Genomic DNA, 20,534 nt, shown 5'->3' on the forward strand with positions numbered 1-20,534 from the left:
CCTTGGCCAACGCCTTTGCCTGATCGCCCTTTGCCGCCTGAAAACAGACCGCCGCCAAGGCCTTGGCATAATGTCATGCATCTTTTGCATAGATTTAGACCGGTTTTCGGCCGAAATGACAGGCACGCAACGGCCAGCCTCCCTAAAATCGAGGCCCGCGGTTACCAAGCGGTTACATGCCCGTGTGCCGCCACCACCCACGCCCTGATTCGTTTTTTCAAAGCCCCTGCCCAGAGCCTTTGAAAAAACGATTTTTAAACTTTGGAGCTTTCCCATGAACTCACCCGTGATGCAGGGCCTGAACCTGAACACACCGGCTTACGTCAAAAACGCCAAGCTGATCGCCTGGGTCGCCGAAATGGCCGCCCTGTGCAAGCCCGCCAACATCTATTGGTGTGACGGCTCGCAAGAGGAATACGACCGCCTGTGCGCCGAGCTGGTCGAAGCGGGCACCTTCAAAAAGCTCAACCCCGCCAAGCGCCCCAACTCTTTCCTGGCCTGGACCGATCCTTCGGACGTGGCCCGCGTGGAAGACCGCACCTACATCTGCTCGGACAAGAAAGAAGACGCCGGCCCCACCAACAACTGGATGGAACCTGCGCAAATGCGCGCCACCCTGAACCCGCTGTTTGACGGTTGCATGGCCGGCCGCACCATGTACGTGGTGCCTTTCTCCATGGGCCCGCTGGGTTCGCACATCAGCCACATCGGCATCGAGCTGACCGACAGCGCCTACGTGGCCGTGAACCAAAAACTGATGACCCGCATGGGCAAGGCCGTGTACGACGTGTTGGGCAGCAACGGCGAGTTCGTGCCTTGCATGCACACCGTGGGCGCACCTTTGGCCGCTGGTCAAAAGGACAGCACCGTTTGGCCTTGCAACCCCACCACCAAGTACATCGTTCACTTCCCCACCACCCGCGAGATCTGGTCTTACGGCTCGGGCTACGGCGGCAACGCGCTGCTGGGCAAGAAGTGCTTTGCGCTGCGCATCGCCTCCAACATGGGCCGCGAGCAAGGCTGGTTGGCCGAGCACATGCTCATCTTGGGCGTGACCAGCCCCGAGGGCAAAAAGTACCACGTGGCCTCGGCGTTCCCGAGCGCCTGCGGCAAGACCAACTTCTCGATGCTGGTGCCTCCAGCAGCTTTCGAAGGCTGGAAAGTCACCACCATCGGTGACGACATAGCCTGGATCAAGCCCAACGCCGACGGCAAGATGTACGCCATCAACCCCGAAGCCGGATATTTTGGTGTGGCCCCTGGCACCAACATGAAGACCAACCCCAACTGCATGCTGAGCCTGCACAAGGACGTGATCTTCACCAACGTGGCCCTCACGGACGATGGCGACGTGTGGTGGGAAGGCATGGACAAGGACACCGGCAAGCTGCCCGATCACCTGATCGACTGGCAAGGCAATGACTGGACCCCCGCCATTGCCAAAGAAAAAGGCACCAAGGCCGCGCACCCCAACGCCCGTTTCACCGTGGCCGCGATCAACAACCCCGCCTTGGACCCCGCTTGGGACGATCCCAAAGGCGTGGCGATCGACGCCTTCATGTTCGGCGGCCGCCGCTCGACCACCGTGCCACTCGTGACCGAAGCACGCAGCTGGACCGAAGGCGTGTACATGGCCGCGACCATGGGCTCGGAAACCACCGCCGCTGCCTTTGGCGCGCAAGGTGTGGTGCGTCGCGATCCTTTCGCCATGTTGCCTTTCTGCGGTTACAACATGAGCGACTACTTCCAGCACTGGCTGGACACCGGCGCCAAGGCCCAGGCCGCAGGCTTCAAGTTGCCCGCCATGTACTGCGTGAACTGGTTCCGCAAGGACGAGACCGGCTCTTTCGTGTGGCCCGGTTACGGCGACAATATGCGCGTGCTCAAGTGGATGATCGACCGCATCGAAGGCAAGGCCCAAGGCGAGCAGACCATGTTCGGCGTGGCCCCCACATATGCCGAAATCAACTGGAACGGCGTGAGCTTCTCGGCCGAACAGTTCAAGTCCGTCACCAGCATCGACAAGGCCGCTTGGCAAGCCGAATTCAAGCTGCACGACGAGCACTTTGCCCAATTGGCTTTCCACCTGCCCCAAGCGCTGCTGGACACCAAGGCTGCTTTGCAAGCCCGTCTGGCTTAAACCCAACGGTCTGCGCCCCATCGGTGCCAGACTGTCCAAGCGCCCCGGCCACAAACCGGGGCGTTTTTTTTGCCCGGCACAATCGCTGGCATATGTCATTTTTGAAAACCCCTGAATCCCGCCACCGTTTGGCCCTGTGGCTGCTCTGGTTCACGCCGGCCATGTGGTCGGTCAATTACATCGTGGCGCGCACCGCGCCCGGCGTGGTGCAACCCCATGTGCTGGCCCTGGGCCGTTGGGGGCTGGCCGGGCTGGTGCTGGCCTTTGTGGCCCGCAGCGAACTGTGGTGCCAACGCCAAAACACCCTGAAAGTGGCATGGCAGTACCTGGTGCTGGGCGCCTTGGGCATGCTCATTTGCGGCGCCTGGGTTTACCGAGGGGCGCAGACCACCTCGGCCATCAACATCGCCCTGATCTACGCCGCCTCACCCGTGCTGATCACCGTGGGCGCGGTCTTGTGGCTGGGCGAGCGCTTTTCGTGGCGGCAAGCCGCTGGGGTGCTGATCGCCATGGCGGGGGTCTTCCATGTGGTGGTCAAAGGCCAATGGTTGTCGCTCGGTCAGGTGCAGTGGGTGGCGGGCGATGGCTGGATCGTGCTGTGCATGACGGCCTGGGCCGCATATGCGCTGTTGCTCAAGAAATGGCCCAGCCCACTGGGCGCCACGGCCCGTCTGGCCACCACGGCTTGGGGCGGCTCGCTGGTCTTGCTGCCTTTTGCCGTGGCCGAATGGTGGTCGGCCGACCGGCCCGCCTGGTCCGCCACCGCCACTGGGCTGGTGCTGGCTGCAGCCGTGGTGCCGGGCATCGGCGCTTACTGGGCTTATGGTTTTTGCCAGAAAGTGCTCGGTGCCAGCCGCGTGGCCGCCAGCCTCTACCTGGGGCCTTTGTATGGCGGCTTGACCGCATGGGCCGTGCTGGGCGAACCGATGGGTTGGCACCACATCCTGGGCGCAGGCCTGATCTTGCCGGGCATTTACCTGGCCTCCAGGTCCGCGCCTGAGACGACCGAACCCTGAAACCGCAAGCCCCATGAAAAAAGCCTCCCGAAGGAGGCTCGAATGGACCCGCCTGTCGGCAGATCAGATGTAGTACAGGCGGCTTGCCACCATGCGGGCCACGCGGCGGCTCATCAGCGCGTGCACATCCTTGGCAGGCGCGCTGTCGTCATCGGCGCGGTCCATGGCGGTTTGCAGGTCGCGCATCATGCGGGTGTCGTTCTGGGCCATGGCCCACAGACGCTGGTCAGCGCGGCGGCGCGCCACATGGGCCGACCAGCCGTCCAAATTGGCCATTGTTTTTTGGGCCAGCATGCGGGTCACGCCGCGCAAGGCCCCAATGGCCAGCACCGCCACGGCCCACAGGGCCAACCAGGAAGCGATGACATGGGTTTCCGCCCAGTCGTCGATCATTTGGTCGGTCATGACGACCAAGGCCGCGACCCCGGCGGCCAGCAACAAAGTGGCCAAGGCCTTGGCAGAAGTGGCGGGTGCCACCGCTTGGGCAGAGGCTGCGGGCACTTGGCCCAAGACAGATTTCGAAACAGTTGTGTCCATTTTGTATTCCCTTCAAAAGGGTTTTGTATGTGTTTGCAAAGCAAAGAGATCAAAACCTTGGATCGAATATTAGGGTTAATACGGGTATTGTTCAACTTTATATTCATGATGTGTATCATTCACATTGGTGATGAGTTGAGCCATCGACCCCTGACCGCCCCATGAACACCCCCATTCCCGCCTCCTTTCGCACCCTGGACCTGAACCTGCTTCGGGTCTTTGACGAGGTCATGGCCGAACGCAGCCTGACCCGGGCGGCGCGCAACCTGTCGCTCACGCAGCCTGCGGTCAGCAACGCGCTGCGCCGCCTGCGCGATGCGCTGGACGACGAGCTGGTGCGCCGCCACGGCCACGGGATCGAGCCCACGCCCCGCGCTTTGGCCCTGTGGCCCAGCGTGCGCGAGGCCTTGCGCCAATTGCAAGCGGCCATCGTGCCCAGCCTGTTTGTGCCCGCCCAGGCCAGCAGCACTTTTGTGCTGGCCATGGCCGATGCCACGGCCGCCGAACTCATGGGCGGCCTGGCCAGGCGGCTGGAGAGCGACGCACCGGGCGTCTCGCTGCGCGTGGTGCCGCTGACCACACGCGACCCGCGCCGCCTGCTCAGCGATGGCGCGGCCGACATGGCCTTGGGCTACTTTCCCGCGGTGTTGACCGACTTGACCGCACGCGCCCAAGCCGGTGAGGCCGTCACTTTTGAACACCAGCGCTTGTACGCCGGTGAATACGTCTGCGTGATGCGCAAAGGCCACCCGATGGCCGACCTGCCCTTGAGCACCGAAAGCTACTGCGCCGCACGGCATCTGCTGGTGAGCTTTTCCGGCAGGCCCTATGGCTTTGTGGATGAGGCCCTGGCCTCCATCGGCCAGCAGCGGCGCATCGTGGTCACCGTCAACCAGTTTTTCACCGCCGGGCAAGTCGTGGTCAACTCCGATTTGCTCACCGTGCTGCCCCGCCACTTTGTGCCCACCACCGGCATGGCCGACCAACTGGTGCTGCGCGAGCTGCCCTTTGACGTGCCGCCGGTGCACGTCGAAGCGCTGTGGCACCGCCGCCTGCAGCACGACAGCGCCCACCAATGGCTGCGCAGCCAGTTGCTGCAAGTGGCACAACAAGCCTTCATGCCCGAGAGCACCCCATGAACATTCAGCTTCTGTCGGACCTGCACCTGGAAAGCAACCCCGGTTTCATGCCCACGCCCGCCCCCGGTGCCGATGTGCTGGTGTTGGCCGGTGACATCGGTTCCTACCAAAACAACTCGGCGCTGAGCGCCTCGGGCGATGCCGACTTTGGCCTGGGCCGCTTCTCGCCGCAAAACGGCTGGCCCACGCCGGTGCTGTTTGTGCCCGGCAACCACGAGTACGACGGCATGGACTTTGACGAAGCGCATCAGCGCCTGCAAGAGACCTGCGCCCGCTTGGGCATCACCTGGCTGGAGCGCGAAGTGGTGCAACTCGGTGGGGTGCGTTTTGTCGGCACCACGCTGTGGTCCGACTTTGACGCGCTCGGCCCCTTGGCGGGCAAGCCTTTGCCCGAGAAAATCCCGGCGCACTTCAGCCACCCCAACAGCCAGTACACCCGCCAGCTGAAAGCACGCGACAAGGCTTTTCGGGCCGCCAACTATTACTTGCGCAAAACCGGCACCACGCGGACGAACGCGCCTTGGCTGGCCGAGGGCATGCGCGAACATGCCCTGCTGTGCCAGGACTGGTTGAGCGCGGCCTTGGATGCCCCATTTGACGGCCCCACCGTGGTCGTGACGCACTTTGCCCCCAGCCTGCGCAGCGCCGACCCGCGCTATGGCGAGACACCGGGCACGGCCGGGTTTTGCAACGCGCTCGATGCCCTGCTGCCCCAAGCGCAGCTTTGGCTGCACGGCCATTTGCATTGCCCGAGCGACTATGCGGTGGACGGCTGCCGTGTGGTGGCCAACCCCTTGGGCTATGCGCACAAAGGCGAACAGCTTCGGTTCAAGGCACAGCAGCTGATCGCCGTTTGAACGGTGCGCTGGCCAACCTTGAGGCACCTGGCCAACGGATTTTCTTGACTTGCATCAATAGCGTGGTGAGGACGCCGGCTTAAGCTGGAAGCCTCACCAATCAAGGAGCACACCATGAAAATTTTGTTGGCCGTTGACGGCAGCGACTACACGAAAAAAATGCTGGCCTATCTGGCCACGCACGATGAACTGTTCAGCGCATCGAACAAGTACACCCTCATCACCGTGCAGCCCCAATTGCCGCCACGCGCACGCTCGGCGGTGGGCAAAGAAGTGGTCGAGACCTACCAACGCGAAGAAGCAGAAAAAGTGCTGGCCCCGGTCTCCACCTTTTTGACACGCCACGGCATCGAAGCCAAAAGCATCACCAAAGTCGGTCACGCTGGGGAGATCATCTCGAAGACCGCCGACAGCGGCAAATTCGACATGGTGGTCATGGGCTCGCACGGCCACGGCACGCTGGGCAACCTGGTCATGGGCTCGGTCGCCACGCAGGTGCTGGCGCACTGCAAAGTGCCGGTGCTGCTGGTGCGCTGAAGTCGGGCAAGTCATGGATCCCGGATCAAGTCCGGGATGACATGCAGGGTGTCCGGGATGACGTGCAGGTTATCCGCTATGACGTGCAGGGTGTCCGGGACGACATGCAAAGAATCCGGCGTAACGCGCCAAAGGCGTAAAGCGTTCAAGCTTTCTGAACGCCCGCCACACCCGCCTGGATCTGGAATTGCGCCTGGGTCTTGAGCACCCCGTCGGCTTTGGCCGGGTTGGGTGTGGTCCTGAACTGGGCGCTGATGCCTTGCGGCTTCACGTCCAGCAGGGTGTAGCCCCGTTCATCCGAGCGCGCATGCAGGATGTCGGGGTTGCTGTCCCGGATCTGCGCCAGCAACTTTTCGCCCAAGCCCCGTGAAGTGATCGAGGTGGTCACCAGTTCGCTGGCCACAATCGGCGAGCGCTCGTCATTGGACTGCACACGCAGTTGCGCGGCCACGTTCATGTGCACATCGCCGCCCAGCAGCACCACGTCTTTGAGGCCGGCTTGCGCCACGCTGCCCAGCAAGCGGGCACGCGCCTGCGGATAACCATCCCAACCATCGGTGAAAGCGCTGCGCCCCAGCGGGGTGTTGAGGCCACTGGAACTCATCTGGGTGGACTGGGCCACCAGCTTCCAGCGCTTGTTGCTGCGGGTGAGGCCGTCGGTGAACCATTGTTCTTGCGCCGCACCCAGCATGGTGCGCGAGGTGTCGGCCAGCGCATCGCAGCCCACCACCACACGGCCACCGCCGCGCATCGGGTCGGGGCAGGCTTGGTGGTCGCGGTACTGGCGGCAGTCCAGTGTCCACAGGTCGGCCAAGCGTCCCCAGGCCATGCGGTCGTGGATGCGCATCTGGCTGGCGTTGTTCGCATCGGGCCCCAGACGCACCGGCATGTGTTCAAAGTAGGCCTGGTAGGCGGCCGCACGGCGGCGCAAAAACACCTGCGGGTCGGTGTAGTTGCGGTCCAGGTCGTTGGCGTAGTCGTTCACCACTTCGTGGTCGTCCCAGGTCATCACCCAGGGGTGCGCGGCATGGCAGGCGCGCAAGTCCGCATCGCCCTTGTACTGCGCATGGCGTTCGCGGTATTCGTCCAGCTGCTTGGGCACACCGCCTTCGTGCTTGCGCAACATGTACTGCGGGTTGGTGCTTTCGTAGATGTAGTCGCCCACAAACAGCACCAAGTCCAGATCGCGCTGGGCCATTTCGCGGTGTGCCACAAAGTAGCCCTGCTCAAAATGCTGGCAAGAAGCCAAAGCGATGCGCAAGCGGTCCACCGCGTCGTTCACGCCCGGGCTGGTGCGGGTGTGGCCCACCGGGCTGGTGGCGCTGCCGCACACAAAGCGGTACCAATAATGGCGCCCGGCTTGCAGACCATTGGCGACCACATGCACGCTGTGCCCACGGCCGGCATCGGTCTGCACACGCCACTGGCGCAGCGGTTGGCGCAAGGCGGCATCGGCAAACAGCTCGCACACCACACCGACCGACTGGCCCATCTGCGCCGCATCGGCCTCAGTGATGCGCAAGCGCGTCCAAAGCACCACGCTGTCGGGCTGGGGCTGACCACTGGCCACACCCAGGCTGAAAGGATCGACCTGCCAGCGCGGGCCTTGCGCGGCTTCGGCCGAACTGCCCACAGCCTGCGCTTGGGCACAAGCGCCCAGCCAAGGCGTCATGGCCGCCGCCAAGGCCAAGCGATGCCAGTCGCGGCGGTTCAAAGGGCCCGCTGGCAGCGCGGCCATGTGTTTTTCAAATGCGTTCATTGTTTTCTCGCTCCCTGCGTCCTACGTTCAATGCGTCCAATGCACAGGCGGCTCATCCAGAAAATCCAGCAACAAGGCCTCAAAGGCCTCGGGCGACTCCAGCTGTGGCCAGTGGCCCACGCCGGGCATCTGCACCCAGCGGCCGCCATGGATGCGTTTCGCCATGCGTTCGAGCGCGGCCATCGGCGCCAAGGGGTCGTGCTCGCCCCTGATCAACAGGGTGGGCACATGGATGTGTGACAAGGCCGCATCGCGGTCAAAAGCGGCCTGCGCCTGCAAAGCGTGGCGGTAAGTGACGGGTGAGACCTGCGCCATGCAATGCCTGGCCAGCATCACCCCTTCAGCCAGGGCCTGGGGGCCCGTCTGCGCAGCGACCACGGTCTGCGCCCATTGCGGCCGATCGGCATCCGCAGCGGCATCCAGCAGCAAGGTTTGACTGACGGCATCTTCTGCCCAGCCCGAGTCGGGCCCGCTGGTGCTGCCCACCAGCACCAAGCGGCGCACCAGGTCGGGCCTGCGCATGATCAGCTCTTGCGCCACCATGCCGCCCAGGCCATGGCCCACCAGATGCACCGACCGCTTGGGGGCCGGGGCGTCGGCGGGCAGCAAGGCCTCGATCAAAGCGATGGCGCTGCGCGCCAGGCCCTTGAGCCCATAAGGCTCTACCGGCACGCTGTGGCCGTAGCCCGGCATGTCCCAAGCCACCGCCTTGTAGCCCGCACGCGCCAAACGCTCCACCTGCGGTGCAAAACTGCGGAAGTTGCCGCCTGCCCCGTGCAGCATCAAAACAATCGGGCCAGCGCCCAGCGCGGTGAAATGGGGAAGCAACATGTCGCGTGAATTCAAAAAACCTTGTGCAGGCATATTACCTGCACGGTACATGCCCAAGGTGACAGCCCGCCCCTCTGGGGCACGGCACAATGGCCGCCATGAATTCACGCAAAGAGCATCTGGACGGTTTGGCGGTCGGCATCTTGCTGGTCTGCTGCATGTTTTGGGGTCTGCAGCAGGTGCTGGTCAAGTCCATCATGGACGAGGTGGCGCCGCTGTTTCAGGCCAGCTTGCGCTGCATGGGCGCATGCGTGTTGCTCCTGGTCTGGTGCCGCGTGCGCGGCATTCGCCTGTTCGAGCGCGACGGCTCCTTGTGGGCAGGCCTTTTGGCCGGTGGCTTATTCGCGGCTGAATTCGCCTGCATTTACCTGGGCCTGCGATACACCACCGCTTCGCGCCTGACGGTGTTTCTGTACACCTCCCCATTTTGGGTGGCGGCTTTGGTGCCCTTGTTTGTGAAGTCCGAACGCCTGCGCCCGCTGCAATGGCTGGGCATGGCCTGCGCCTTTGTGGCCGTGGCCTTTGCCATGCGCGAGGGCCTGAGCGCGGGCAACAACAGCGCCCTGGGCGACCTGCTGGGCCTGGCGGCTGGCGCTTTGTGGGGCCTGACCACGGTGGCCATCCGGGCCAACAACCTGACGCGCATCTCACCCGAAAAATTGCTCTTCTACCAAATCGCCGCCACCGCGCTGGCCGTGCCTTGGCTGTCGGTGGCTTTGGGCGAAAGCTGGAACCTGCAATGGAGCCCCATGGCCTGGGGCTCGATGCTGGCGCAAACCGTGATCGGCGCTTTTGCCAGCTACCTGGCCTGGATGTGGATGCTGGGCCGTTACCCGGCCACCAAGATTTCGGTCTTCGTGTTTTTGACCCCACTGTTTGCCTTGCTGTTCGGCACGCTTTGGCTGGGCGAGTCGGCCACCCCCACCTTGCTGATGGCGCTGGGCCTGGTGGCGGTGGGCATTGTGCTGGTCAACCGCAAATGAAGCCCCTGATATGAACCGCCTGATCCCCGTGACACCCTGATTCGTCGTGCCCGCGAACGCGGGCATCCACCCCTCCACCCGATGAACCCGAAAGAGAGCCATGAGCTACCAAGCCCTGCAAATTGAAAAAGACGATGCCGGTTACCGCTGCACCCTGAAGACGCTGGACGACAGCGCCTTGCCCGAGGGCGATGTGACGGTGCAGGTGGACTACTCCACCCTCAACTACAAAGACGGCCTGGCCATCACCGGCAAATCGCCGGTGGTGCGCAAATTCCCGCTCACGCCCGGCATCGACTTGTCGGGCACCGTGACCGAGAGCCAGCACCCGCTGTTCAAGGCGGGCGACAAAGTGGTGCTCAACGGCTGGGGCGTGGGCGAAAGCCACAGCGGCGGTCTGGCGCAAAAGGCGCGCCTCAAGGGCGACTGGCTGGTCAAACTGCCTGCCGCTTTCACCCCGCGCCAGGCCATGGCCATTGGCACCGCAGGCTACACCGCCATGCTGTGCGTGATGGCGCTTGAAAAGCACGGCGTCACACCCGCCAGCGGCGACATTTTGGTCACCGGCGCGGGCGGCGGCGTGGGCAGCGTGGCGATTGCGTTGCTGGCCAAGCTCGGCTACCGCGTGGTGGCCAGCACAGGCCGCCTGCAAGAGGCCGACTACCTGCGCCAGCTGGGCGCAGCCGACGTCATGGACCGGGCGGAACTCTCTGCCCCCGGCAAACCGCTGGCCAAAGAGCGCTGGGCGGGCGTGGTCGACACCGTGGGCAGCCACACCCTGGCCAACGCCTGCGCCAGCACGAAGTACGGCGGCGTGGTCACCGCCTGCGGCCTGGCCCAAGGCATGGACTTTCCATCCAGCGTGGCACCCTTCATCTTGCGCGGCGTGACGCTGGCGGGCATCGACAGCGTGATGGCCCCGCGTGCCGTGCGCGAAGCCGCTTGGGCGCGACTTGCCCAAGACCTGGACGGCGCGCAGCTGGAGCGCATCACCCGCGAAGTGGGCCTGGCCGACGCCATCGCTCTGGGCGCCGAGATTCTGGCCGGTCAGGTGCGCGGGCGGGTGGTGGTCAACGTCAACGCCTGACGAGCCCCGCTGCGCTGCAAGCCGCAGCGCAGCTGTAACCCATGTGTCTGCCCTTAGGGGTTAACGCGATGTGCCGCACAGTGACTCGTCCTTACGATGGCCTGACATTCAAACTCAGCGGTCCATTCGATGAACAAAGTCATCATCACTTGTGCAGTCACAGGCGCCATCCACACGCCTTCCATGTCACCCTACTTGCCGGTGACGCCCGAGGAAATCATTGAAGCCTCGGTCGAAGCAGCCAACGCCGGCGCAGCCATCATCCACCTGCACGCACGCGACCCGGTCACGGGCAAGCCCGACCAAAGCCCCGAAGCCTTTGGCAAGTTTTTGCCGCAGATCAAAAGTCGCACCAACGCCGTGCTCAACCTGACCAGCGGCGGCTCGCCCTTCATGACCATTGATGAACGGATTCAGCCGTCGATGCGCTTTGCGCCCGAGGTGGCGTCGCTCAACCTCGGGTCCTTCAACTTCGCGCTGTTCCCGATGCTGGACCGCTTCACCGAGTTCAAGCACGCGTGGGAACGCGAGCACCTGGAAAACAGCCGCGACCTGATCTTTCGCAACACCTTCAAGGACATCGAATACGCCTTGCGGGCCTGCGCGGAAAACAACACCCGTTTTGAACTCGAGTGCTACGACATCGGGCACCTGTACAACCTGGCGCACTTTGCCGACAAAGGGCTGATCAAGGGGCCATTTTTCATCCAGTCGGTCTTCGGCATTTTGGGCGGCATTGGCAACCACCCCGAAGACGTGATGCACATGCGCCGCACCGCCGACCGTTTGTTTGGCGACCAATACCAGTGGTCTGTTTTGGGCGCAGGGCGTCACCAGATGCGCATCGCTGCCATGGGCGCCAGCATGGGCAGCCATGTGCGCGTGGGCCTGGAAGACAGCCTGTGGCTGGGCAAGGGCACGCTGGCCAAAAGCAATGCCGAGCAGGTGCGCCAAGCGCGCCAGATCATCGAAGGCCTGGGCCTGCAGATCGCCACGCCCGACGAGGCCCGACAAATCCTGGCGCTCAAGGGCGCACAGCAGGTGAACTTCTGAACCTTTCGCATCTCGCAACCCTTCAACACCAACAGGAACACACATGTACAGCCAATGGGCCCTCTCGATCGACGACGCCAAAAACATCGCCACCGCTTGCAAAGCCTGCGCCGTGCAGAACGGCTGGAACGTGGTGATCGCCATCGTCGATGACGGCGGACACACCATGTACCTCGAACGGCTCGACGGCACCCAAAAAGCCTCCAGCGTGGTCGCCCAAGAAAAGGCCAAGACCGCCCTGCTGTTCAAGCGGCCCACACAAGCCATCGAAGCCGCTGTGACCAAAGGCCGCAGCGTGATGATGATGCTGCCCGGCGCCACGCCCATCGAGGGCGGCCTGCCCTTGGTGCGCGATGGCCAGTTTGTCGGCGCCATCGGCATCTCGGGCGTGCAGTCGCACGAAGACGGCGTTGTGGCCGCTGCAGGCGTGGCGCATTTCGCCACCCTGTGCTGACACATCTGCCAACGTTCACCCCCCCTTTTTCTTTCGCGCAACCACCATACCAACAGGAGACAACACCATGAAACGCCGTCATTTGCTCGCCCTCGCCGCCGCCACCACGCTCAGCGCCATGCCCAGTGCCTTTGCGCAATCTGCGGGCTACCCCAATCGCCCCATCAAATTGGTGGTGCCGTTTCCGGCCGGCATTTCGCCCGATGTGGTGGCACGCCTGATTGGCGACAAGCTCGGCGCGGCCCTGGGCCAGCCCGTGGTGGTGGACAACAAGCCCGGCGCGGGCGGCATGATCGGCGCCGTGGCGGCAGGCACCGCACCGGCTGACGGTTACACCTTGTTTTTCAGCGTCAAGGCCACACACGCCATCGCGCCCAATGTGTACAGGGATGCCAAGTACAACCCCCCGCGTGACTTCAAGGCCGTTGCCCAAATTCTGCAAGTGCCCCATGTGCTGACCGCCACACCCAAGGCGCCCTACAACAACATGAAGGAGCTGGTGGCGTACGCCAAGGCCAACCCCGGCAAGATCGACTTTGCCTCCTTGGGCGTCGGCTCGCAGCCCCATGTGGCGCTGGAGGTGTGGTCGCAGCGCCTGGGCATCAAGCTCAACCACGTGCCTTACAAAACCAACCCCTCGCCCGATGTGATGAGTGGCGTGGTGAGCCTCTCGGTCGAAGCATCGACCACGGCGATTCCACTGATCAAGTCCGGCAAGGTCAAGGCCCTGGGCATCTCGGGTGCGCAGCGCATCCCCGGCCTGCCCGACGTGCCCACCATGACCGAGTTTGACGCCAACCTCGACGTCAACGGCGTCATCGGCAGTTCGTGGCACGGCATCTTTGCGCCCACCGGCACGCCCAACGACATCATCGCCAAGCTCAACACCGAGATCGTCAAGATCGTGAAGCTGCCCGAGATCCAGGCCCGCCTGATTGAGCTGGGCCTCACGCCCACGGGCACCAGTGCCGCTGCGCTCGACACCGTGGCCAACGGCGACTACGCCTTCTGGAACAAGGTGATCAACGACCTGGGCATCAAGGTCGACTGAGGACGCCCCATGATCGTTGAGCACCGCACTTACACCCTCAAAGCCCTGCACACGGGTGCCTTTCTGAAGCTGTATGAGCAAGCGGCGCTGCCGCTGCAAAACCAGTACCTCGGGCACCTGATCGGGTTTTATGTGTCAGAGATCGGCCCGCTCAACGAGGTGGTGCACCTGTGGGGCTTTGCCAGCCTGGCCGAACGCGAGCGCCGCCGCGCCTTGATGGAGGCCGACCCCGCTTGGCCGGTCTACCGTCAGGCGCTGCTGGAGCTGGACGTGGTCATCGAGCAAAGCACCAAAATCTTGCGCACCACGGCCTTCTCACCCACCATCGACTTCGACCCGCAGCAAACCGCATGAGCACTCCGGCCCCCAAACCCCGCGCTGCCCCAAAGGCTCAACCCGTCAAACAGAATGCGCCCATAGAACGCGTGGGCATGTTGGGCGTCGGCATCATGGGCCTGGCCATGGCCGTGAACCTGATGAAGGCTGGCTTTCAAGTCACGGGCTACGACCCCGACCCCAAAGCCATGAAGCGCTTCAAAGCAGCCGGTGGCACAGCGCGCAAATCGGCAGGTGACTTGGCGGGCGATGCCCAAGTCATCATCTGCTCACTGCCGGGGCCCGAGGCCTTGCACGGTGCGGCGCAACAGATCGCGGCTGTCGGCCAGCGCGGCCTGCTGGTGGTGGAAACCAGCACGCTCGACATCGCCGACAAAACCGCCGCACGCGACACCCTCAAAGCCCAAGGCATCGTCATGCTCGACTGCCCCTTGTCGGGCACCGGCGCGCAAGCCGTTCACAAAGACCTCACGGTCTATGCCAGCGGCCCCAAAGCGGCGATCAAGCAACTGGCGCCCGTCTTTGAAGGCTTCTCGAAAAGCACTTTTGACCTGGGCGCCTTTGGCAAGGGCATGAAGATGAAGCTGATGGCCAATTTGCTGGTGGCCATCCACAACGTGTCGACCGCCGAAGCGCTGCTGCTGGGCCAGCGCTGGGGCATCGCGCCCAAGGACGCCGTCAAGGTGCTCAGCGACGGCGCAGGCGGCTCACGCATGCTGCAAGTGCGCGGCCCCCTGATGGAAGGCGAAGGCTGGCACACCGCCACCATGAAAGTCGGCATCTGGCAAAAAGACATGAAGCTGATCGCCGCCGCACTGGCCGACGCCCAAGTGCCCGCGCCCCTGTTTGCCGCCACCGTGCCCGTCTACAACGCGGCCATGGCCCTGGGCCACGCCGAGCACGACACAGCGGCGGTGTTTGATGTGTTGTCGAGGATGTCTTCTTAGCTTTCGCAGAGACTGAAGAAGGACCGCTTGCGACCCAAAGGGGTCTTTAGCTTGAGTTACCTGAATGACGACTTCTGGCACGTACAGAGTGAATCACATCCGACCATCTCTAAACGATTCGAACGGTCAATTTCATAGCAAATTTCTGTAGTCGCATCAAAAAGTCGCGATGAACAGAGCAAGAAATATCGCAATCAGCAAGCCGGAAATCACAAAGGTGAACCAAGGCTCGACACACTCGGACCGATTTGCATCAATTTCCTTGGAAACGATCACACTGCTCTCGTTCATTCAATATCTCTGAAAATTAAACTAGACATAGCTAGAACAATGGTCAGCGTGCTGAGTAGCCGCCATCAACCAAATAAGTTTGCCCAGTGACGAAAGATGCTCGGGGGGACAGCAAAAACGCAATGACCTCCGCGATTTCCTGAGGCTCTGCCATCTTCCCCATTGGATGCATCTGAGCAATGCTTTTGCGCTCGTCAGCGGTGCGATCCTTCAAAAGGGGGGTGTCGACATAACCTGGTGCAACCGCATTGATGCGCAGCCCTGTTTCGGCATAGTCAAGCGCGGCCGACTTGGTCAGGCCTACCACGCCATGCTTGGCAGCAACATAGGCAGCCCGACCAGCCATGCCATTGAGTCCCAGAATCGAAGACAGGTTCACAATGGCGCCACCGCCACTGGCCAAAATCGCTGGAATTTCACTGCGTAAGCAATAAAACATGCCTGTCAAATTGACGTCCAGCACTCGGCTCCAGAGCGTCAGATCGGTATCGGCCACTGCAGCTTTGGGCGAAGGAATACCAGCGTTGTTGACCGCCAAGTGCAAACCACCCCAGCGTTTTAGAACTTGCTGTATGGCCTGTTCCACAGTTGCCGCCTTTGTGACGTCCGCTTGTATCGCTACAGCATTGCCCTTATGCGCCTGAATTCGGGTAACTACATGCTCTGCTGCACTCAGATCGAAGTCAATCACCGCCACTTTGGCGCCACGCGCGGCCAGCGTTTCACATGTGATTTCACCAATTCCTGATCCCCCGCCTGTGACCAAAGCCACCTGTCCTTCAAAGTCATTGACGGTAGTCATCGCCGGTGCAGTTTCTTGCTTGCCCATGGGGTGCCCCTTGTATCAATGGGCACCAAGATAAGCAGCCCGAACTGCTGGATCTTTCAGGAGATCAGACCCTGAACCTTGAAGAGTAATTTTTCCGGTTTCCAAGACATAGGCGCGCTCAGCCACTGACAAGGCTTGGTTGGCCATCTGCTCCACCAGCAAAATGGTCAAGCCAGAGGCACTGAGCTGACGAATAGAACGAAAAATTTCAGCAATGATTAGAGGCGCCAACCCCAATGAGGGCTCATCGAGCAGAAGGAGCTTGGGCTCGCTCATCAGTGCCCGAGAAATTGCCAACATCTGTTGCTCACCGCCAGACATCGTCCCTGCCAGCTGATTTTGACGCTCTTTCAATCTGGGGAATCTTTGAAATTCTCTTTCGATCAGAGCCTCTACCTGTGCCGGATTCCCCTGGTGAGCATAAGCCCCGAGCATCAGGTTTTCACGCACGGTCTGATCCGGAAACACTCCGCGACCCTCAGGCGACAAGGCCACACCCATACCCACGCGTTTGTGAGCGGGTGTATGGGTGATGTCTTGTCCATTGAAATGGATGGTGCCGCTTTGCGGTTTTTCCAGTCCGACGATGCTTTTGAGCAGTGTAGATTTACCAGCGCCATTGGCACCGATGATGGTCACCACTTCTCCTTCTCGTACTTCCAGATTGACCCCTTTGACCGCTTCGATGGCACCGTAGGAGATACGAATGTCTTGTAACTTGAGCATTTTCTTTTCCTTGTGCTTCATGCGGCCAAGACAGCTTCACCGCCCAAGTAGGCTTCGATCACTTTGGGATTGCTCTGAATTTCAGAGGGCTTACCCTCGGCAATTTTGATCCCGTAGTCGAGAACAATCACATGGTCCGATATGGCCATGACCAGGTCCATGTGATGCTCAACCATAAGAATGGTTGTTCCTAGGCGGCTGATCTTGACCAGCAACTGGCCAAGTTCTGCAGTTTCTTGAGGATTCAAACCTGCTGCTGGCTCATCCAGTAACAAGAGTTTGGGTTCAGTTGCCAATGCGCGCGCCAGCTCTACCCTGCGCTGCAGGCCATAGGGCAGACTTCCCGCAGGCGCCCCTTGCAGTTGTGGTAAACCAACCAGATCAAGCACTGCCAGAGCATGCTGACGTGCAGCATATTCTTGCTTTTTAGCCATAGGCAAAGCAAATAGCGACGAGAAAAATCCATTTCGCATGCGGGAATGGCGCCCCAGCATCACGTTATCCAAAACAGACAGGTCTCCGAACAATCGAAGATTCTGGAAAGTCCGACCCATGCCAAATGTGCAGATGCGATGCGCTTCCTCTCCGATGAGGTTGTGGCGGTCAAACTGAATACTGCCAGCATCAGGCGTGACCACACCGCTGAGCATGTTGATCATGGTGGATTTGCCGGCGCCGTTCGGGCCGATCAGGGCGTGCACATGGCCATATTGAAGCTTGAAACTCACATTCTGTGCAGGCTTGACCCCTCCATAGGCCTTGCTGACACCCTCGACAACCAACAAATCGCCAGCCCCGCCAGAATTCATTCGCAGACCCGATTCTGAGATCGTGGACTTTTCAGCGCCGAAGCTGGAGGGATGACGTTTGAACCACTTTTGCAACACACCCATCACACCCGTTGGCATCACAAACATCGCAAATAGCAAGAGTGCGCCATACACCAGATGCTGTACCGATGGCCAGCGTGCCAAAGCGGCATCGATGGCCGTGAGCAAGACTGCACCGACCAGGGGGCCATACAAATTGCCAACGCCGCCGAACAAGACAAGCAGCAGGATGAAAATTGACAGGTGGAAGCTGATGAAGTCGGAGTTGATGTACTGGTTTTGCTGGGCTACAAGAGCACCCGCCAAGCCGCAAGTGATGGCCGCAATCACAAAAGCCACCACTTTTGCACGATAGACCCGGACACCCACCGAGGCAGAGGCAATTTCATCTGCCTGCAAGGAAAGCATTGCGCGGCCAAAGCGCCCCGTCATCAAGTTACGAATCAACAGGTGGGCCACAGCAGAAATAACGATCGCAAACCATACCCAATGCTGGATGGTGAAAGGCTGGCCTCCCCAAGATAGTGGCTTGATGCCATATATACCCGTGGCACCGCCAAACACATCCGACCACTCCGACACTAATTTTTCGATCACGATGCCAAAAGCCATGGTGACCATTGCAAGATAAGGTCCCTTGACGCGCAATGAAGGTAAGGCAATCAAGACGCCGCACAAACCGGAAATCACAGTTGCTAAAAGCAATGCTGTTGCCCCGTCAATTTCAGTTCGAGTGGTCACCAATGCAACAGCGTAAGCCCCGGCAGCAAACAACCCTGCCTGACCTAACGATTTTTGGCCGGCATACCCCACCAAAACGTTCATGCCGACCGCACAGAGGTAGTAAATGCACATCATGAAAATGATGCGAAGGTAATAGTCGTTTCCGATCTGGGCCGTGATAGCGCACAGTATCGAAACAAAGAGGGAAACTCCCAGGAAATGTTTGAGGTTGTTCATACCTTTTCCACCATCTTGGTGCCGAACAGGCCAGTGGGCCGCACAGCCAAAACCGCAATCACTAGCGCAAAAATCGCCACTTCGCGCCACTGAGCCGACCACAGGTTGACCATGGACTCAAGAATTCCCAATACGAAGCCACCCAAAACACAGCCGCGAGCGTTGTTTAACCCGCCCACCATCGCGGCCGAGAAACCTTTCAAGCCGACCGCCAGCCCCATAAATAACGAAGCCTGCGCAATGGGCGCTAGCATGAAGCCGGACAAGCCTGCCAGCGCAGAACTGACCACGAAAGCGCCAATCATCATCGCGTTGACGTTGATGCCCATCAGACTGGCAACACTGGGGTTCTGTGCTACTGCACGCATAGCTTTTCCGACCATGGTCTTTCGCATGACGTGATCGAATAGAACCATGACGAATACGGAAACTACCAACATCAAAATTTCCTGTGGACGGATGCCGATCCCCCACAAACGCACAACTTCATCGCCGACGGGGCCCGGCACCACGACAGGTTTAGGCCCCCAAATAGCCAATCCAATGCTTTGCAAAATCACGCCAAATCCGAGCGTACTCATGACCCAGGACATGCCTGGTTTGCGCGAAAAAGGCCGCACACCCAGCAAATACAACAACCAACCAAGAACACCCATCACGCCCAACGCTGCCAAAAGCGCTAATAGCTGCGCACCATCGCCTGTGACCTCGCCTCCAAATGAGGTCGAGGTGATGGGCTTACCAAGTGCCAAAAACAAAACACTCATGCCAATAAATGAACCGGCAGAGACGAACTCACCGTGAGAAAAGTTCAATGTCTTGGTGGTGGTGAATGTGACACTAAAACCCAAAGCGACCAACGCATACGCGCTTCCTACGGCAGCGCCACTCAGCAATGCCTGCAACAGAGCGATTTCCATTTTTAAATTCCTGTTGAGGAGGGGCCGCTTTTTCTCGCGGCCCCCATAACCATCAGCGCTTGAAGTCAGCCGTGGTCAACGATTTGATGACTGGATCAGTCACCTGGACCAGTTTGCCGGCATTCCACTTCACAAATGCAAAGTCAGCGGCAGTGAGTGCCTCATGCTGTAATTTGCTGAAAGGTTTGCTGTAAGACTTCATTGCGCCAGCCACGGGTTCTTTCAAATCTTCCAATGCAGCGCGCATTTTTTCGCCATCGGTACTACCAGCTTGGCGAATCGAAGCTGCAATCAGTTGCACTGCGTCATAACCGTGTACGACGAACGGAAATGCACTAGCGGCAGCCAGCTTGGCCTTGGTCCGCTCGAAAAGCTGTTTTTGCTTTGGCGTCGAAGGGTCCACCATGGTACGCATGAAGATCGGCTTTTCTGCCAGTGTCTTGCCTGCGGCATCGTGGAACGTAATGTTGTCAGCAGCCCAAGAGGACAGCACAGGAGGGAAGTAATTAATCTTTTCCATCGAGCGCATGAGCTGTCCGGTAGGAGTACCTTGCGCCCAGACCGCAACGGCATCCACGCCTGCCGCTTTCATTTTGTTGAGCTGAGAAGTCATGTCGGTATCCGCAACAGCAAATTTTTCAGTCACTGAAACGTCAATGCCGTGAAGTTTTCCGATCTCCTGCATGTCCTTGAGACCACCTGCGCCATAGCCGGTGGTTTCGGTCAGCAGACCGACTTTCTTATAGCCGGCTTTTTGAGCGTAGGCGATGATACCTGCGACCTGTTCGCGATCAACCATCGACACACGGAACATGTAGTTGTCACCGCCAGTGTTTTTGGTGATGTCTGTGCCGCCACCGATCATGCCCATGGAAACAACTTTTTTCTGATTCGGAATATGCTTCCATGCCATCGCATTGCCAGAGTTGGTTGGGCCAAAGACGGCCACTACCTTCTCGTTATCAATTAGATCGCTCATGTTTTGAATCGATTTGGGCGGCTGAGATTGATCGTCTCGAATGACCAAGGTCAGCTTGCGCCCATTGATACCACCGGCAGCATTGATGTCTTCGATTGCAGCCTGAATGCCGAGAACGCCAGCAGCACCGCTCTGTGCCGAGGGAGATGCCGACAGGTCCCCGTTAAAGCCGAGCTTGATTTCCTGCGCTGCAGTAGCCAAGCTCATCAGAGATGCAGCCGAGAGGATGGCCATACGGCGGCTCATTTTGAATTTAGACATGGTTGTCTCCT

Annotated in this window: 20 protein-coding genes; 12 read left to right on the plus strand and 8 right to left on the minus strand. The window is 60.5% G+C overall.

Going from position 1 to position 20,534, the window contains the following annotated elements; translation table 11 throughout:
• Positions 1-274 precede the first annotated feature (274 nt).
• Complete coding sequence (locus tag B9Z43_RS05340) at positions 275-2,140, plus strand: phosphoenolpyruvate carboxykinase (GTP) (protein ID WP_108323477.1); 1,866 nt, start codon at positions 275-277, stop codon at positions 2,138-2,140.
• A gap of 92 nt (positions 2,141-2,232) precedes the next feature.
• A complete protein-coding gene (locus B9Z43_RS05345) occupies positions 2,233-3,156 on the plus strand; it encodes a DMT family transporter (protein WP_108323479.1) in 924 nt (307 codons plus the stop codon).
• A 63-nt stretch (positions 3,157-3,219) separates the two neighbouring features.
• Here B9Z43_RS05345 and B9Z43_RS05350 read toward each other — a convergent pair whose 3' ends face one another.
• Entirely contained in the window at positions 3,220-3,693 is a 474-nt protein-coding gene (locus B9Z43_RS05350; RefSeq protein ID WP_108323481.1) for a hypothetical protein, read from the minus strand.
• A 161-nt stretch (positions 3,694-3,854) separates the two neighbouring features.
• Between B9Z43_RS05350 and B9Z43_RS05355 the strand changes: the two genes are divergently transcribed.
• The 3 genes from B9Z43_RS05355 (at position 3,855) to B9Z43_RS05365 (ending at position 6,226) form a co-directional block, all read left to right on the plus strand.
• Complete coding sequence (locus B9Z43_RS05355; protein ID WP_199222254.1) at positions 3,855-4,832, plus strand: LysR family transcriptional regulator; 978 nt, start codon at positions 3,855-3,857, stop codon at positions 4,830-4,832.
• The gene (locus B9Z43_RS05360) at positions 4,829-5,689 is read left to right on the plus strand and encodes a metallophosphoesterase (protein ID WP_108323483.1); all 861 of its coding nucleotides are present in this window, start codon (positions 4,829-4,831) and stop codon (positions 5,687-5,689) included. Before B9Z43_RS05355 ends, B9Z43_RS05360 begins: the two co-directional genes overlap by 4 nt.
• A gap of 114 nt (positions 5,690-5,803) precedes the next feature.
• On the plus strand, positions 5,804-6,226 hold the full coding sequence (locus B9Z43_RS05365) for a universal stress protein (RefSeq protein ID WP_108323485.1): 423 nt from the start codon (positions 5,804-5,806) through the stop codon (positions 6,224-6,226).
• Positions 6,227-6,371: 145 nt separating this feature from the next.
• Here the strand turns inward: B9Z43_RS05365 and B9Z43_RS05370 are convergent, their stop codons facing one another.
• Together B9Z43_RS05370 and B9Z43_RS05375 are read right to left on the minus strand one after the other, a co-directional pair.
• Complete coding sequence (locus B9Z43_RS05370; RefSeq protein WP_233250048.1) at positions 6,372-7,985, minus strand: alkaline phosphatase; 1,614 nt, start codon at positions 7,983-7,985, stop codon at positions 6,372-6,374.
• Positions 7,986-8,012: 27 nt separating this feature from the next.
• Positions 8,013-8,816 (minus strand): alpha/beta fold hydrolase, encoded by an 804-nt coding sequence (locus B9Z43_RS05375; RefSeq protein WP_108324122.1) that lies wholly within the window; start codon positions 8,814-8,816, stop codon positions 8,013-8,015.
• Between the two features lie 98 nt (positions 8,817-8,914).
• Here B9Z43_RS05375 and B9Z43_RS05380 point away from each other — a divergent pair, with 98 nt between their 5' ends.
• The 7 genes from B9Z43_RS05380 (at position 8,915) to B9Z43_RS05410 (ending at position 14,727) form a co-directional block, all read left to right on the plus strand.
• Positions 8,915-9,799, plus strand: coding sequence for a DMT family transporter (locus B9Z43_RS05380; RefSeq protein WP_108324123.1), 885 nt, complete (start codon positions 8,915-8,917; stop codon positions 9,797-9,799).
• Between the two features lie 100 nt (positions 9,800-9,899).
• Positions 9,900-10,886 carry an MDR family oxidoreductase gene (locus tag B9Z43_RS05385; RefSeq protein ID WP_108323488.1) on the plus strand — a complete coding sequence of 329 codons (987 nt, stop codon included), beginning with the start codon at positions 9,900-9,902 and terminating at the stop codon, positions 10,884-10,886.
• Between the two features lie 129 nt (positions 10,887-11,015).
• Positions 11,016-11,939 carry a 3-keto-5-aminohexanoate cleavage protein gene (locus tag B9Z43_RS05390; protein WP_108323490.1) on the plus strand — a complete coding sequence of 308 codons (924 nt, stop codon included), beginning with the start codon at positions 11,016-11,018 and terminating at the stop codon, positions 11,937-11,939.
• A gap of 43 nt (positions 11,940-11,982) precedes the next feature.
• Positions 11,983-12,393 carry a heme-binding protein gene (locus tag B9Z43_RS05395; protein ID WP_108323492.1) on the plus strand — a complete coding sequence of 137 codons (411 nt, stop codon included), beginning with the start codon at positions 11,983-11,985 and terminating at the stop codon, positions 12,391-12,393.
• Between the two features lie 67 nt (positions 12,394-12,460).
• Positions 12,461-13,444 (plus strand): tripartite tricarboxylate transporter substrate binding protein, encoded by a 984-nt coding sequence (locus B9Z43_RS05400; protein WP_158270071.1) that lies wholly within the window; start codon positions 12,461-12,463, stop codon positions 13,442-13,444.
• 9 nt (positions 13,445-13,453) lie between these two features.
• Positions 13,454-13,798: an NIPSNAP family protein gene (locus B9Z43_RS05405; protein WP_108323496.1), complete on the plus strand. Its 345-nt coding sequence runs from the start codon at positions 13,454-13,456 to the stop codon at positions 13,796-13,798.
• Complete coding sequence (locus B9Z43_RS05410; RefSeq protein ID WP_108323498.1) at positions 13,795-14,727, plus strand: NAD(P)-dependent oxidoreductase; 933 nt, start codon at positions 13,795-13,797, stop codon at positions 14,725-14,727. The genes B9Z43_RS05405 and B9Z43_RS05410 overlap by 4 nt, the downstream gene beginning before the upstream one ends.
• 334 nt (positions 14,728-15,061) lie before the next feature.
• On the opposite strand, the gene B9Z43_RS05415 is transcribed toward B9Z43_RS05410, so the two are convergent.
• From B9Z43_RS05415 to B9Z43_RS05435, 5 genes are read right to left on the minus strand one after another with little or no spacing between them, the layout of a single operon-like run.
• On the minus strand, positions 15,062-15,847 hold the full coding sequence (locus B9Z43_RS05415) for an SDR family NAD(P)-dependent oxidoreductase (RefSeq protein ID WP_233250047.1): 786 nt from the start codon (positions 15,845-15,847) through the stop codon (positions 15,062-15,064).
• Between the two features lie 15 nt (positions 15,848-15,862).
• Positions 15,863-16,594, minus strand: coding sequence for an ABC transporter ATP-binding protein (locus B9Z43_RS05420; RefSeq protein WP_369910062.1), 732 nt, complete (start codon positions 16,592-16,594; stop codon positions 15,863-15,865).
• A complete protein-coding gene (locus B9Z43_RS05425) occupies positions 16,591-18,363 on the minus strand; it encodes an ATP-binding cassette domain-containing protein (RefSeq protein WP_108323501.1) in 1,773 nt (590 codons plus the stop codon). Before B9Z43_RS05425 ends, B9Z43_RS05420 begins: the two co-directional genes overlap by 4 nt.
• On the minus strand, positions 18,360-19,283 hold the full coding sequence (locus tag B9Z43_RS05430) for a branched-chain amino acid ABC transporter permease (RefSeq protein ID WP_108323503.1): 924 nt from the start codon (positions 19,281-19,283) through the stop codon (positions 18,360-18,362). The genes B9Z43_RS05425 and B9Z43_RS05430 overlap by 4 nt, the downstream gene beginning before the upstream one ends.
• 52 nt (positions 19,284-19,335) lie before the next feature.
• Positions 19,336-20,523 (minus strand): ABC transporter substrate-binding protein, encoded by a 1,188-nt coding sequence (locus tag B9Z43_RS05435; RefSeq protein WP_233250046.1) that lies wholly within the window; start codon positions 20,521-20,523, stop codon positions 19,336-19,338.
• Positions 20,524-20,534: the final 11 nt, after the last annotated feature.

The organism is Limnohabitans sp. MMS-10A-192 (assembly GCF_003063335.1).
Taxonomy (GTDB): Bacteria; Pseudomonadota; Gammaproteobacteria; order Burkholderiales; family Burkholderiaceae_C; genus Limnohabitans_A.